This window comes from Flavitalea sp., from assembly GCF_035489435.1.
Lineage (GTDB): Bacteria > Bacteroidota > Bacteroidia > Chitinophagales > Chitinophagaceae > DATHKG01.
Genome location: NZ_DATHKG010000015.1, coordinates 53,991 through 69,568 on the forward strand (window position 1 = coordinate 53,991; position 15,578 = coordinate 69,568).

The window sequence follows — 15,578 nt, forward strand, 5'->3', positions numbered from 1 at the left end:
TTGGAAACCCTATTCCAAAAAAAGTAAATTGCCAGCATGCAGGATCTGGAACCATTTTATAATTGGCGACACATTTACACCAGTGAGCAGGATGATAAATCGCCTTTTTTTGGTAGGGTGTATTCTGAATTTGTTTTCAGTCAGACTATCTATAACTACTATATCCATCCTCAATGGGATGAGTTTGGCTCGCGTACGCTTTACTGCAAAGTTCTGATGGCCGACTATGAGGAACACTACATGATCATCGAACTGATCGGGGAGTGGAACGACGCTATAGAAAATGATATAATGGAATTGAAGCGTGAGGTGATTGATCCATTCTTTAGTTTCGGCATCACAAAGTTTATACTTGTCGCAGAAAACGTATTGAATTTTCACAGCGGTGACCGCGACTATTACGACGAATGGTTCGAAGAGGTAACCGATGAAAATGGTTGGATCGTTTGTTTAAATATGCCCGAATCAACCCAACACGATTTTAAACGAGCCAAGATAAACCGTTTCATTGAGCTGATGGAAATCGATAACTGGCGGATTTACCGGCCTTTCCATCTTTTTAAAAAAATTGACCAGGAGATCATGAAGCGGCTGGATTAGGCCACCCGCAAAGCTTTTGTCCTTCCCAGGCAGGTTTGAGTTCCGTAAATCACTTTCAAAATAAATTTTGTTATTTGAGATTACTTGTTATTTTTGATGCCATGTTAAAAGCGAAAGCATACCGGTTCTTCTTTTTTTATTTTAGCTTCTATTTTAGAAGTGAGCCGGGAATGCTTTGTTGAATCATAAAAATAAACTGACAATCAACATAAGAATCCCGGCCTGAGTGCCGGGATTTTTCATTAAATAAGATTATGCAAACACGCGTTTCGATCCAGGGTTATGAAGGTAGTTTTCACCAGGTAGCAGCCCGGCAATATTTTGGTAAGGATGTTACAGTGATACCCTGTGGCAATTTCCGGGACGTGGTTAAGATAGCCGGCAACAAAAAAGAAAGCGAAGGTGGTGTGATGGCTATTGAAAATTCTATTGCCGGCAGCATATTGCCGAATTATAACCTGCTTCAAAAAAGCAACCTGAAGGTTACCGGCGAAATCTATTTGCAAATCAGGCAACACCTGCTTGTGAACCCCGGTGTTTCAATCGATGATATCCGTGAGGTTCACTCACACCCGATGGCGATTCAGCAGTGTCTTGTTTATCTCGACAAATTTAACTGGAAACTGGTTGAAACCGAAGACACTGCTCTTAGTGCAAAACATGTTCATCAGCACAGGAGCAAACACATAGCGGCTATCGCATCAAAACTTGCATCGGAATTATTTAGCCTCGATATGATCGCTCCAAATATTCACACAATGAAATCGAACTATACCAGGTTCCTTATCATTCAACGTGAAGGGCAGGTTAACCCGGTCACAGATGCAAACAAGGCTTCCGTTAATTTTCATACGGATCACTCCCGCGGCAGCCTTGCCAGGGTGTTGACGGCGATTGCAGATGGTGGAATCAATCTCAGCAAATTGCAGAGTTTCCCGATACCCGGCAGTGACTGGAAATATTCATTTCATGCAGACATGGAATTCGAAAACATTGATCAGTTTGAAGAAGTGATTAAAAAGATAAAACCGTTGACGGAAGAAACGAAGGTGTATGGAGTTTATAAAAAGGGAAATGTAGTTAGTTAGAAGTGGTGAGTTGTGAGTGGTGAGTTGTGAGTTTAGTTATGAGTTATGAGTGATGAGTGAGTTAAGAAATGTGGAGGTATTTAGTTGATGGTGAATGGAAGGTGCAATGAATATTTAATAGTATTGGTGGCAATTTAGAATAACGTTAGTAAATATGACAATGATAAAGACATCAGGTAGACTTGAGGGAATTGGCGAATACTATTTCTCAAAGAAATTGAGGGAAATAGATGAGCTTAATAAAGCCGGCAAAAATATTATTAGTCTTGGCATTGGCAGTCCCGATCTGCCACCACATCCTGATGTTATAAAAGTTTTACAGGATGAAAGCAGCAAACCTTCAGTGCACGCTTATCAATCATATAAGGGTTCACCGGTACTGAGGAAGGCTATCAGTGACTGGTACAACATATGGTATGGTGTAACTCTTGATCCCGAGTCGGAAGTGTTGCCCCTGATAGGCTCTAAAGAAGGCATTATGCATATCTGTATGACCTACCTGGATGCAGGTGATGAAGTGTTAGTGCCCAACCCGGGTTATCCTACTTACAGAAGCGCTGTTGCGCTTGCCGGTGGTAAGGCTGTGTCGTATGAACTGACGGAAGCAAATTCCTGGGAACCTGATTTTAATGCAATTGAAAAAAATGATCTTACCAGGGTGAAACTTATGTGGATCAATTATCCGCAAATGCCAACCGGTAAACTTCCTTCAGGGGAACTATTTCAAAAAATTGTTGATTTCGGGATTAAACACAGCATTCTTATCTGTCATGATAACCCATATAGTTTTATCCTGAATGATAAACCGGCCAGCATCATGCACACAACCGGGGCCATGCAAACGGCGATTGAACTGAATTCACTCAGCAAATCGCAGAACATGGCAGGCTGGCGGGTAGGGATGCTTGTAGGAAGTGCAGAAAGGATAAATGAAGTGATGCGGTTTAAAAGCAACATGGACAGCGGAATGTTTCTTCCTGTACAACTTGCAGCAGCCAAAGCACTATCGCTGGGCAAGGACTGGTACGAAAGCTTAAATAAGATCTACCAACAAAGAAGGGAAAAAGTATTCGCTCTTTTAGCTTTACTTGGTTGTGATTACGACAAAGCCCAGGCAGGGATGTTCGTATGGGCTAAGGTGCCGGCTGCTGAAGAATCAGGTTATACCCTGAGCGATAAAGTTCTTTACCAGGCGCAGGTATTTATTACCCCCGGTGGAATTTTTGGAAGTGCCGGCGAAGGATATGTAAGAGTAAGTTTATGTTGTAAGGAAGAAAATATTGATACAGCCATGGAACGAATAAAAAAATCACTGTAAGATGCAGGTCACCATTATAGGCATTGGATTAATCGGCGGATCGCTCGCAATGGCACTAAAGGAAAAGTCTATCGCTACTCATGTGATTGGTGTTGATAACAATCCCGTTCATGCTCAGAAAGCACTTGATCTTGGCCTGGTTGATGAGATACTTGATCTCAAATCTGCCGTGGCAAAATCTTCCCTTATCATCATTTCCATACCTGTAAACGCAGCGGAAAAGATGATCAATGGCTTGCTTGACCTGGTAGATAAGCAGGTTGTAATGGATACCGGCTCTACAAAAGAAAGCCTGATAAATATTGTCAGGGGACATAAAAACCGGAACCGGGTAGTAACAACTCACCCGATGTGGGGTACAGAGTATAGTGGTCCTGAAGCAGCTATGCATGGCGCATTCCAGGATAAGGCGACCGTGATTTGTAACAAAGATGAAAGTGACCGTGATGCCCTGGCGCTGGTTGAAAATATTTATCGTGCCCTCGGCATGCACATACTTTATATGGATGGCGCTGCCCATGACCTGCATGCCGCATACGTGAGTCATATTTCGCATATTACTTCGTTTGCCCTGGCAAATACCGTATTGGAAAAGGAGCGGGAGGAAGACGCCATTTTTGAACTTGCCAGTGGTGGTTTTGAAAGCACCGTGCGACTTGCAAAATCCAACCCGGAGATGTGGGTTCCGATACTCATGCAAAACAGGGAAAATGTGCTCGATGTGTTGAATGAACACATCACACAGCTAAGAAAATTCAAAAGTTGCCTCGAGAAGGAAAACTATACCTACCTGCAGGAGCTGATTGAAAATGCCAATAAAATCAAGAGAATTCTGAAGTGAGCTGGAACTTTGACACGATATTTTTTCTTGCTTTTGGGTGCCTCGCCCTGTACCTGGGTTTTAGCGGATCGCGCTGGCTTTTTTGGGGGGGTACCAGTCATGAAAGACTTGAAAAGCGATTAGGGGTGGGTTATCGTAAAATAATCAATCTGTTCTTTGGGTTTTTATGCCTGCTGATCGGTGTCTATTTTTTGTTATGGGATACTTAACTGGTTGACAGTTAAAGCAGAGTAAAAATCAGGACTTAAAACTAAAACTGGCTTTAAGGCACGAAAATCGTACCTTTGCGCCAAATTTTTTAAAATTATGATGACATTCGAAGGGTTGGGTTTACATGCTTCATTGGTTCAGGCAACCGATGCATTAGGCTTTACAAACCCAACACCCATTCAGGAACAGGCGATTCCTGTATTATTAAGTGGCACAAAGGACCTGGTGGGTCTGGCTCAGACCGGAACAGGCAAAACTGCTGCATTTGGACTCCCATTGCTTCAATTGGTTGATGCTGCCCAAAAGCATCCGCAGGCACTGGTTATTTGTCCGACAAGAGAATTATGTATTCAGATAGTAAGTGAAATTGAGCTCTTCAAGAAGTTTATGCCGGCCATGCATGTGGTAGCGGTTTATGGAGGTACTTCAATCGGAATGCAGATCAGGGATCTGAAAAGAGGTGTACAGATTGTTGTGGCAACTCCCGGTCGTTTGATAGATCTTATTGAACGTAAAGCAATTAACCTGGAACAAATCAGCTATGTGGTGCTGGATGAAGCAGATGAGATGCTGAACATGGGTTTCCAGGAAGATATTGAGTTCATTCTTACCAATACACCCAAACGCGAAGCAACCTGGTTATTCAGTGCGACTATGCCACAAGAGATCAAGCGTGTGAGCAAAAAGTACATGAAGGATCCGGTAGAAATTACAGTCGGAAAAAAGAATACTGCAAATAAGAATGTTGATCACCAGTTCTATGTTGCATCGGCACATCACCGCTACGAAACCCTGAAAAGGATCATTGACTTTAACCCGGGGATCTATGGTATCGTTTTTACAAGAACCAAGATAGACGCCCAGACTATCGCTGAAAAACTCACCCGTGAAGGCTATGATATCGATGCGCTGCACGGTGATCTTACCCAGCAACAACGTGATAAGGTGATGGGAGAATTTCGCGAGAAAACACTCCAGTTACTTATTGCAACTGATGTGGCCGCCCGTGGAATTGATGTTAAGGATGTTTCTCATGTTATTAATTTCGAACTTCCGGATGATATGGAAGTTTACACGCACCGCAGTGGTCGTACCGGCCGTGCAGGTAATACCGGTATCTGTATTTCGATTGTGCACAGCCGTGAGGTTGGCAAACTGAGACAGATTGAAAGAATGGTGCAGGTGCCTTTCCACAAGCTTGAAATTCCCACCGGCAAAGATGTTTGTCGCAAACAATTCTTCCACTTCATGGAAAAATTACTGAATGCGGATATCAGCCATGGGGATTATGAAACCTATGTTCCGATGCTGCAGGAAAAATTTGCGGACGTAACCAAGGAAGAGGTTCTGAAAAGAGTCGCTGCCATGGAGTTTGACAGGTTCCTGAAATATTATGAAAATGCGGAAGACCTGAATGTACGCGAAAGAGTACGCGAGTACCGCGAACCATCAGGTGTAGGAAGTGGTGACCGTCGTGAATTCGGCCGTGGTCGTGAAGGAAGAGATGGACGTGATCCGCGTGGCGCTGCTGAACGCCCGAGACGTGAGTTCAACTCTGGCGGAGACTTCGCTAAGTTATTTGTAAACCTCGGTACCAAGGACGGATTTTATAAAGCGAGCTTCCTGCAATTCATTCTCGATATGAGTGAATTGAGTAAAGATGTTCTCGGACGCATAGACATGAAAGAGATGAACAGCTGGATCGAAATTGACCGCAAATCTGCCCAGCAGATGATTGCAGCACTGGACGGTAAAAAATATAAGGGCCGCAGCATTCGTATGAATGATGCCAATAGCCGGTAACAAGGCAGCGATATTGGAAAAAAATATCAAAGAATTTATAAAGAAAAAACGCTTCAACCATGACAACAGTGGCAACTAAAAATGTACAGGAGATACTGCAGGAAAAATGGGGCAAAAGACCGCTCATTATTTCGGGACCATGCAGTGCAGAAACCGAGGAGCAGGTGATTGAAACCGCTACCCGCCTGGCTAATACCGGGAAAGTCGATATGCTTCGCGCAGGAATCTGGAAACCAAGAACAAGGCCCGGAAGTTTTGAAGGCATAGGCACCAAGGGTTTACCATGGTTGCAACAGGCGCGCAAGATAACAGGTCTTCCAACTGCAATAGAAGTTGCCACCGGGAAACAGGTTGAAGATGCTTTGCATTTTGATGTTGATGTACTTTGGATCGGTGCCCGTACAACGGTTAACCCATTCAGCGTGCAGGAAGTGGCAGATGCCCTTCGCGGTGCCAAGGTACCGGTGCTGATAAAGAATCCGATCAATCCCGATCTTGAATTATGGATAGGGGCAGTTGAGCGTGTTGCAAAAGCAGGTATCACGCAGATCGGTCTGATCCACCGTGGATTTAGTTCATATGGTAACACGGAGTACAGGAATGCCCCGATGTGGCACCTTGCCATCGAAATGAAACGTCGTAACCCAGGTATGATGCTGATCAATGATCCTTCTCATATTTGTGGACGCCGTGATATCCTGCTTGATGTTGCTCAAAAAGCAATTGACCTTGACTACGATGGACTGATGATCGAAAGTCATATTGACCCTGATAATGCCTGGAGCGATGCAAAACAACAGGTAACACCAGAGCGCCTGGCCGAAATGCTTGGTGAGATTATCTGGAGAAAGGAAGATATTAATTCAGAAGAATACCATGCAGCACTGGAAAAGCTGCGTCAGCAAATCAATCACCTTGATGATGAGTTGATGCAGGTGCTTGGTCAGCGGATGAAGATTGCCGAAAAAATCGGTCAGTACAAAAAAGATAATAACATCACCATCCTGCAAACCAATCGCTGGAATGAGATCCTTGAAAGGGCCTTTGCCAAAGGAGAAAAGCTGGGATTAAGCAAAGACTTCATCACCAAATACTTCGATGCTGTTCACATGGAGTCAATCAGCCATCAGAACAACGTCATGAATTCATAAATCTACGGGACAGGTTTTCCTGTCCCGTTTTTTTTACAAGTTCTGTTTGCCAGGGTTTTATCACTTTTTTGCTGACTGTTCAGGATTTCCTTAACAGCTTTGGTGGTTTAGCCGGTGGTGAATTATGTTTTGATTACCCCGGTACCTTTCCATTGAATTGCTTTACATCCTAATTAACTGCGGTTATACATGACTGATAGTCACACCAGGACTTTTCTTTTCATCCATGTTATCTGGACCACTTTAAACAGGGCCCCGATATTGAAGAAGCCGGTCAGAATGGTACTGTTTTCGTTTCTTCAGAAAAACAGTGAAGAAAAAGGCATCAGGATCATTACGATCCAGGGGGTGGAGGATCATATACATGTTCTTTTACAATTAAATCCCGCTCAAAACCTTTCGCAGGTAGTGCGGAGCCTTAAAAATGATGCAGCAGTCTGGCTGAAAGACACGAATCTCCTGGATAGTGAACTGGAATGGCAACCCGAATTTGCAGCTTATACTGTTAGCCCCAGCGGCGTAAAACAAGTGATGGAATTTATTGCGAACCAGGAGGTTTATCATAAAACGAAAACACTGGAATCGGAACTGGCCGTATTTGATAAAAACTATATTGAATGAAAAAAGTCTCCTATACTTTTTCAACCCAAACCACGGATTATTATTTTGATGGCGAGTTTGCCAGGCTTGAAGAACTGGTCGACAAAACACAGGCTGTGCTGATAACGGATGAAAACGTTTTTAGTGCCCATAGAAAAAAATTTACCGGGTGGAAATATATAATTGTTCCCGCCGGCGAGCAATTCAAGGTGCAGTCAACAGTTAACAGCATCATCGAAAGGCTTATCGGTTTCAATGCTGACCGAAAAACATTTATTGTTGGCATTGGTGGTGGGGTGATTACAGATCTTACAGGTTTTGTTGCCTCAACTTATATGCGTGGTTTGCGCTTTGGTTTTTTGCCAACCACAATTCTTTCAATGGTTGATGCATCTATAGGCGGCAAAAATGGTATAGATGTTGGGCTGTATAAAAACCTGGTAGGTATTATAAGGCAACCTTCTTTTTTACTATATGATGTTTCTCTTTTGAAATCTTTGCCGCACACAGAGTGGGTAAGCGGTTTCGCTGAGATCATAAAACATAGCTGTATCAAAGATCTTCGTTTGTTTAAGGAACTCGAACAACATAGACTATCATTTTATAAAAGAGATTTGCCGGCTTTAAAAAAACTGATCCGCCGTAATGCTGTAATCAAATCCGATGTAGTGAAAGCAGATGAGTTTGAAACCGGTGAAAGAAAATTGTTGAACTTCGGGCATACATTGGGGCATGCGATTGAAAATATGTATAAGCTGTCTCATGGCAAGGCTATAGCGGTGGGGATGACAGTTGCCAGTGAATTATCCGAAACTTTGACCGGTTTTCGCGAAACGGAGCGGGTAGTAAAAGTATTGTCGCAGTATGGTTTGCCCACCTATATGGAATATGATAAAGTAAAGGCTTTTAATGTTCTCCGGATGGATAAAAAGAAAGATGCTGATAAAATGAACTTTGTATTATTGAAGAAGATAGGTAAGGCTGTGGTCCACCCGATTCCTTTGATTGAGCTGGAAAAGATCTTTAGTTAAAAATCGGGACCTCAACAAACCAGGATCGCAACAAACTGAGATTTCAAATAGATACTTAACAACATTGACTTTATAAAATGATTGCAACAGTTACACCTTCGTTTTTGACTGGTTCCATCCAGGCCCCCACATCGAAAAGCTCCATGCAGCGCGCTTGTGCTGCTGCACTATTGGTTAATGGAACAAGCATCATTAAAAATCCCGGTCATAGTAATGACGACCGTGCGGCGATTGAGGTGATCACGGCGCTCGGAGCAAAGGTTTATTGGGTTGGGGGAAACCTGGAAATTGTAAGTTCAGGTGTTAAACCGGTTTCCAATACTATCGATTGCGGAGAAAGCGGATTGGGCATAAGAATGTTTACGCCAATAGCTGCCCTGAGCGAACAGGCGATTACCATAACAGGTTCCGGTAGCCTTACAACCAGGCCCATGAATTTTTTTGATGAGATATTTCCTTTACTAGGGATAACAATTCAATCCAATAGTGGCAAACTTCCGCTTCAAATAAATGGTCCGCTGAAACCGGCAAATATTGAAGTCGACGGATCATTGAGCTCACAGTTCCTCACGGGCCTTTTAATGGCCTTTGCTGCAGCTGGCGCCAGTGATGTGGCTATCAAAGTAAATAACCTCACCAGCAAGCCTTATATCGATCTCACACTGGCAGTGATGAAACATTTTGGTGTGCAGGTCGAAAACCGGAACTATGAATCTTTCTATTTTCCACCAAAAAAAGAAACTGCTGGTTATCAACCTCATTCCTACACAGTGGAAGGAGACTGGAGCGGTGCCGCATTTTTATTGGTGGCTGGTGCCATTGCCGGGAATATTACTGTAAAGGGCCTGGATGTACATTCAACCCAGGCAGATAAGGCAGTACTACATGCCCTCTCCGCAGCAGGCGCTGTTATGTCGATTGAAACGGGACAAATCAATATAGCAACCACTTCTTTAAAAGCTTTTCAATTCAATGCGATGGAATGCCCGGATCTGTTTCCTCCACTGGTTGCCCTGGCTGCCTGTTGCGAAGGTAAATCGGTAATCGAAGGCGTGAACAGGCTTGCGCACAAAGAAAGCGACCGGGGACTTACCTTGCAGGAGGAGTTTGGAAAGATGGGAATTAAGATTGTGTTGCAGGATAATTTGATGATCATCGAGGGTTCAACCGGATTGAAAGGAGCAACAGTACATTCGCGTCATGATCACCGGATAGCTATGGCTTGTGCCGTGGCAGCGCTGAAAGCTGACAAACCGGTAATTATCGAAGTTGCCGATGCCATCAATAAATCTTATCCTGATTTCTATGATAACATCAGGTTGCTCGGGGCGAATGTTGAATATAAATAAGCAAGAAGTAATAAGCAAGAAGTAACAAGAAGTAAAATAAGCAAGAAGTAACAAGAAGTAAAATAAGGAAGAAGTAAAATAATTTGCAATGAATGCATTTGGTAGACTTTTCAAAATTGCCATTTTTGGTGAATCGCATGGCGAAAGTGTAGGATTGAATATTGACGGTTGTCCGGCTGGTTTGCCTTTAACTGTTGAAGATTTTCTTGAAGACACTGAAAGAAGAAAAGGAGGTAACCAAAAAGGTACCACACCGCGTAAGGAAGACGATCTTCCTATTTTTAAAAGTGGAGTCTTCAACAACAAAACAACAGGTGCCCCGATTACCATTTTATTTGAAAACAATAATACGCGTTCAGGTGATTATGAAAAACAACGCGCCGTTCCACGTCCGGGTCATGCAGATTTTGTGGCACATCAAAAATATGGTGGCTATGAAGATTTCAGGGGTGGTGGACATTTCAGCGGCCGCCTCACTGTTGCCCTCGTTGCAGCGGGTGTGATCGCAAAAAAATTATTGAAGGGTGTAAAGGTTGTTGCAACGATCACCGAAATTGGTGGCATAGCTGATCCTGAAGCCGGCTTACAACGCGCTATTGATGCTAAGGATTCGGTTGGAGGAATTGTTGAATGCCGCGTGAGTGGTTTGCCCGTAAGCATCGGTGAACCATTTTTTGATTCGGTAGAATCCGTTCTTGCCCATGCTGTTTTCGCTATTCCTGCAGTTCGTGGTATCGAATTCGGAACCGGTTTTGCTGCTGCGAAAATGTTTGGCAGTGAACACAACGATGCCATAGAAGATAACACTGGTAAAACACGAACCAATCACGCAGGTGGGGTAGTAGGTGGTATTACCAACGGGAATGAACTTGTGTTCAGGATCGCCATCAAGCCGACTTCTTCGACACCAAAACTTCAGCAGACTTTAAACTGGGAGACCAACCAGGTAGAATCATTTTCAGTAAAAGGCCGACATGATCTTTGTATCGCCTTACGCGTGCCTGTGATACTGGAAGCCGTTACAGCTATGGTACTTGCAGATCTTATGATGATTGAGCAAAAGATTCCCCGTGTTATTGCTGAAATACCGGTACAAAACCAATCTCAAACCAGTTGAATCGCATAAATTAATCCTTCCATAAAACGAATTTATGCACCAATATATCATAAACGCATCCCTCCAGATAATTCCTGTTGTTGAAGATCGTCATCCTTATTTATGGGTTGATGAAGCTATTTCGATCATCGAAGATTCAGGAATCTCATATGATGTTGGTCCTTTTGCTACAGTGCTTGAAGGTACCTATGACCAGGTAATGAAAGTTATCAACGATGTGAATGAGTTCCTCCTTAGCAAAGGTTGTTCGGAATGGATCAGCAATATCCAGATTCAGATCAGATCGGGTGGAGATATCACCGGTGATGAAAAGACTAGTAAATTCAAATCCACTTTTTAGTAGTTGTTCAGTTTAGGTTGTCCAAATACCTGAGTCCAACAAAATAATAATAAAACCAACCAAAACTTAATCATCATCATATTGGTGGTTTAGACATTTTTCAACAATGGTGATATCAAGATCCTGTTCTGAAAATCCTTATCAATTATTTTCAATTACAGGCAGTTGAATATAAGAAGCAAATTGACTATTGCAATAAATGGTCTGCGTTGCTTTAATAAAATCAGCCTCTTTTGCTTCAAAAATATTGGAAACATACTTTTGAGGATTTCTGTCAATTACGGGGAACCACGAACTCTGGATCTGTACCATCAATTTATGTCCGCGTCGAAAAACATGGTTTATGCTGTGCAGATCAATAATAAATTCTTCTGGTTTTCCTGGTGTCAATGGGGAAGGAGTGGTAAAACTTTTTCTGAAACGGCCCCTGAAGACTTCCATGGCAACTGGCAATTGATAACCGCTCATCTGTATTTGTTGTGTGTCAATATCCGGATATACATCAATTAGTTTAACTACAAAGTCAGCGTCTGTGCCTGTTGTGCTCGCGAAAATATGTGCCATTATTTTTCCCGTAACAGTAAGATCTGAAATTAGTGCTTCAGTAGAAAATGCGGACACATCCGGTCTGGATGCGACAAAGCGTTGATCATCCACGTGCCATGAATTCCAACGACTTCCTTCGCCATAAGTGGCTTCAATTGGTTGAGGTCTATATGGCACGGGTTTAGCAGGATCACTAACATATTTAACGTTAGCCAAACTGTTTTTAGGTTTTGTAAAGCCCGCCGAATTGTCGGAATTAATATAAAGTTTTTTGATTTCGCTGGTTTTACCTGGCCACTTATCATAAGACTGCCACGTGTTGGATCCGGTCTGATAACAATTTGCTTCCTCAAACTTTCCATCACCAATATCCTTGAGCCAAAAGTCAAACCATTGTTTCTGGATTTTCTGAAAGCGCGAAACCGTGTTATCCAGGAAGCTTATTTTACCAAGACTATCCACTTTAGGTGCCGCCCAGTAACCATGACTCCAGGGTCCAAGAATAATATAGTTTTTATTCAGGCTGTCCTTCTTTTCAAGCTTTTCATACAAGGCCTGTGGCCCATTTAAGTCTTCCTGATCATAATAGCCACCAACGTGAAGAATGGGTATCTGGGGGTAATTGATATTTATGAGGGCTGACCTTTTTATCCAGAATGTATCATAATCAGGATGGCTTGCAAAATTGTTCCAGGTGGGAACTGATCCATTAAAATATTTATCATTCACATTTTTAAGGGATCCAAGTTTTAAAAACCAATCGAACATATCGTATTGGGGGAAAGGATAACTACTAAAACTGTCTTTTGCATGTTCCATCCCATAGCTGTATTCGAAGCCATAACTTAAACGGAATGCACCGTTGTGATGAAAATCATCACCAAGGAACATGTCGGCGAATGGTGCCTGGGGGGAACTTGCCCTAAGTGCAGGATGTGGATCAACGCAAGCTTGTAAGGCCATATATCCGTCGTATGAAATACCCAGGATACCGGCGCGACCGTTGTTGTTCGCAATATTTTTTATTAACCATTCAATCGTATCCCAGGTATCCGTGCTTTCATCAGATTTGTTTTTATCGGCCTGGTGATATAAAGGACGAATCATTTCAAATTTACCTTCGCTTCTATACCTGCCACGAATGTCCTGGAAAACCCAAATATATCCCGACCTCGCAAAGTCTCCATAATAGGGAGTCCATTTCAAAACATTGACTGATGAGTCGTCAGTCCCTGATGCATCTGCTCCATAGGGCGTACGATTTAATAAAAATGGGACTGCCTTACTGTGATTATTTGGATATAGGACCACTGTAAAAAGTTTGACACCATCACGCATGGGGATCATAAATACTTTTTTGGTCATCGTAGAGACTGTGTCCTGTGCAAAAGAGAAAACAACCACCGTGAAAACAAAAAATAGCAACGAAGCACTTTTTTTCATTTGACTTGTTTTTAAGATCTATTGAAATTGAGATGTGAGATTGTTTATCGTCACCCTTAAAACTTAAATCCCAAACTTCGTCTCTGATATCATTTTCCAGTTTAGGCTATATCCTACTGTATAAGCAATTTAAACTCATTCTTCAACACCATCCTTGAAAGCTTTTTAAGCGATAGAAAATTTAGTTGATTTTTAGACATCTCATTCTCAAGCTATAACAAATATGTCTTTTTTTCGTTGAATCTATTTCCGACTTATATTACAGGTAGTTAGGCAGTGGCTGTAAATACTGACCTCTTTATGAGGTTAAACACCTACAATCCTGAATAAAAAGTAGTATTTATATCCATTTTTGTATATCATTGTGACCGTTGACCGTGATGTGTTCGATTTGAAGCTAAAACTTATTAACCAGCCCTAGCCGCATGATGCTCAAAAGCAAGATCCTATTCTTAACCAGGTTGATTATCCCGGTGATCTTTGCTTCCTGTGGTTCGCCGGAAAAGCCGAAGGACAATGATATTGTACCCCAGGAGGAAAATATCAACAGCCGCATCAGCAAAAATCTGCAACAAACAATAGAGTATGCCGTAATCAATAAAGGAAGAATCAATGATTCCATATTGCTTGTGCAGGTGCACCTGGTAGAAAAAATATATGCAGGTAACGGTTACAAACCTGTTTGGCGAAACGATGAAAAATGGTTGCCTGCAGCAGACTCATTATTTGAATTTATTAAGAAATCAAAAGAGTTCGGACTGTTTCCCGCAGACTATCATATGAAGCCCGTGCAGGGATCGCTCTATCAACTCGCAAATGATACCTTAGCTGCCAAAAACGCTGCTTTATGGAGTCGCACCGACCTGATGCTTACAGATGCTTTACTACTTATCGCCAGGCATCTTAAATATGGAAGACTCGAAAGGGACAGTGTGACACTAAGGCCGGATAGCGTGATTAATGAAGATATATTTCTCAATACATTTAACCAGGTTGTACAAAGCGGCGATGTAAAAAATACATTACAACAACTTGAGCCAAAACATCCGGATTATGATTCTTTAAAGCTGGGGCTCAAAGCATTCCTCGACTCTATTTCATTCAAGAGATATACCTATCTTATCTACCCAGATAAAGATTCAGCCAATTTTTACAAGAAATTGCAGAAGCGGCTATTTGAATCAGATATTGTTGAATCAGCTGTGGAACCGATGGATACCACTGCCTGGCGGACTGTAATATCAACATACCAGAAAGAAAAGGGATTGCGGGTAACCGGCAAGATCAACGAAACCACTGTAAACAGTCTTAACAATACGGATTGGGAAAAATTTATTCGTGCTGCGATTACGCTTGACCGTTATAAGCTTTTGTCTGATACCATGCCAATGACTTATGTTTGGGTCAATATTCCTGCATACATGTTGAAAGTGGTTGACACAGACACTATGGTTTTTGAGTCAAGAGTGATTGTGGGAACTACAAAAACCAGGACCCCGGTATTGACTTCCCAGGTTTCGAACTTCATAACTTATCCGCAATGGACCGTGCCTTACAGCATCATTTTTAAAGAGATGCTGCCACAGATTAAACGTGATGTGGGATACCTCGCAAAACAAAACCTGATGATCGTTGATAATAACGACAGTATCATCGATCCATATACCATTGACTGGAGCAAACTAAGCAAAAACAGGTTTCCATACCTTATAAAACAGCGCCAGGGTGATGATAACTCCCTGGGAGTTCTTAAATTCAATTTCGCCAATAAGTATAGCGTTTATTTGCATGATACAAACGCCCGCTGGATGTTTGGCAAAAGCGACAGGGCCCTGAGTCATGGTTGTGTCAGGGTTAAGGATTTTCAACGGCTGGCGAATTTCCTGGTGAGGAATGACACAATAAAATACCCTCCGGATACGCTTAAGAGATGGATCAGTCGCCAGGAAAAACATGTAGTTTCCGGTTTTGCAAAAGTTCCGGTATATATCCGGTACTTCTCATGTGAGGGCAAGGGCGGCAGAATTAAGTTTTATCCGGATATTTATAGCGAGGACCGGATTTTACGAAACCGTTATTTCGGTGATAAAATCATCATGTAGTGTATAAAACCGCTATTTCGGAGATAAAACCTTGCTGTC

Annotated in this window: 13 protein-coding genes; 12 read left to right on the forward strand and 1 reads right to left on the reverse strand. The window is 42.4% G+C overall.

Annotated elements, in window-relative coordinates:
- The first annotated feature begins 36 nt into the window (after positions 1 to 36).
- The 11 genes from VK664_RS01685 to VK664_RS01735 all read left to right on the forward strand — a co-directional run bounded on the left by VK664_RS01685 (position 37) and on the right by VK664_RS01735 (position 11,448).
- On the forward strand, positions 37 to 600 hold the full coding sequence (locus tag VK664_RS01685; protein ID WP_461396861.1) for a hypothetical protein: 564 nt from the start codon (positions 37 to 39) through the stop codon (positions 598 to 600).
- A gap of 254 nt (positions 601 to 854) precedes the next feature.
- Positions 855 to 1,688, forward strand: coding sequence for a prephenate dehydratase (locus tag VK664_RS01690; protein ID WP_461396862.1), 834 nt, complete (start codon positions 855 to 857; stop codon positions 1,686 to 1,688).
- A 160-nt stretch (positions 1,689 to 1,848) separates the two neighbouring features.
- On the forward strand, positions 1,849 to 3,006 hold the full coding sequence (locus tag VK664_RS01695; protein WP_461396863.1) for a pyridoxal phosphate-dependent aminotransferase: 1,158 nt from the start codon (positions 1,849 to 1,851) through the stop codon (positions 3,004 to 3,006).
- A gap of 1 nt (position 3,007) precedes the next feature.
- The gene (locus tag VK664_RS01700; protein WP_461396864.1) at positions 3,008 to 3,847 is read left to right on the forward strand and encodes a prephenate dehydrogenase; all 840 of its coding nucleotides are present in this window, start codon (positions 3,008 to 3,010) and stop codon (positions 3,845 to 3,847) included.
- Positions 3,848 to 4,153: 306 nt separating this feature from the next.
- Positions 4,154 to 5,860 (forward strand): DEAD/DEAH box helicase, encoded by a 1,707-nt coding sequence (locus VK664_RS01705; protein WP_461396865.1) that lies wholly within the window; start codon positions 4,154 to 4,156, stop codon positions 5,858 to 5,860.
- Between the two features lie 59 nt (positions 5,861 to 5,919).
- Entirely contained in the window at positions 5,920 to 7,011 is a 1,092-nt protein-coding gene (locus VK664_RS01710) for a chorismate mutase (protein ID WP_461396866.1), read from the forward strand.
- Between the two features lie 189 nt (positions 7,012 to 7,200).
- On the forward strand, positions 7,201 to 7,632 hold the full coding sequence (gene tnpA / locus VK664_RS01715) for an IS200/IS605 family transposase (protein ID WP_461396867.1): 432 nt from the start codon (positions 7,201 to 7,203) through the stop codon (positions 7,630 to 7,632).
- Positions 7,629 to 8,642 (forward strand): 3-dehydroquinate synthase, encoded by a 1,014-nt coding sequence (gene aroB / locus VK664_RS01720; protein WP_461396868.1) that lies wholly within the window; start codon positions 7,629 to 7,631, stop codon positions 8,640 to 8,642. The genes tnpA and aroB overlap by 4 nt, the downstream gene beginning before the upstream one ends.
- A 77-nt stretch (positions 8,643 to 8,719) precedes the next feature.
- Complete coding sequence (aroA, locus tag VK664_RS01725) at positions 8,720 to 9,991, forward strand: 3-phosphoshikimate 1-carboxyvinyltransferase (RefSeq protein ID WP_461396869.1); 1,272 nt, start codon at positions 8,720 to 8,722, stop codon at positions 9,989 to 9,991.
- Between the two features lie 88 nt (positions 9,992 to 10,079).
- A complete protein-coding gene (locus tag VK664_RS01730) occupies positions 10,080 to 11,108 on the forward strand; it encodes a chorismate synthase (RefSeq protein WP_461396870.1) in 1,029 nt (342 codons plus the stop codon).
- A 34-nt stretch (positions 11,109 to 11,142) separates the two neighbouring features.
- Complete coding sequence (locus VK664_RS01735; RefSeq protein WP_461396871.1) at positions 11,143 to 11,448, forward strand: thiamine-binding protein; 306 nt, start codon at positions 11,143 to 11,145, stop codon at positions 11,446 to 11,448.
- 141 nt (positions 11,449 to 11,589) lie between these two features.
- Here the strand turns inward: VK664_RS01735 and VK664_RS01740 are convergent, their stop codons facing one another.
- Complete coding sequence (locus VK664_RS01740; RefSeq protein ID WP_461396872.1) at positions 11,590 to 13,437, reverse strand: CocE/NonD family hydrolase; 1,848 nt, start codon at positions 13,435 to 13,437, stop codon at positions 11,590 to 11,592.
- 425 nt (positions 13,438 to 13,862) lie between these two features.
- Between VK664_RS01740 and VK664_RS01745 the strand changes: the two genes are divergently transcribed.
- Positions 13,863 to 15,539, forward strand: coding sequence for a L,D-transpeptidase family protein (locus VK664_RS01745; RefSeq protein ID WP_461396873.1), 1,677 nt, complete (start codon positions 13,863 to 13,865; stop codon positions 15,537 to 15,539).
- Positions 15,540 to 15,578: the final 39 nt, after the last annotated feature.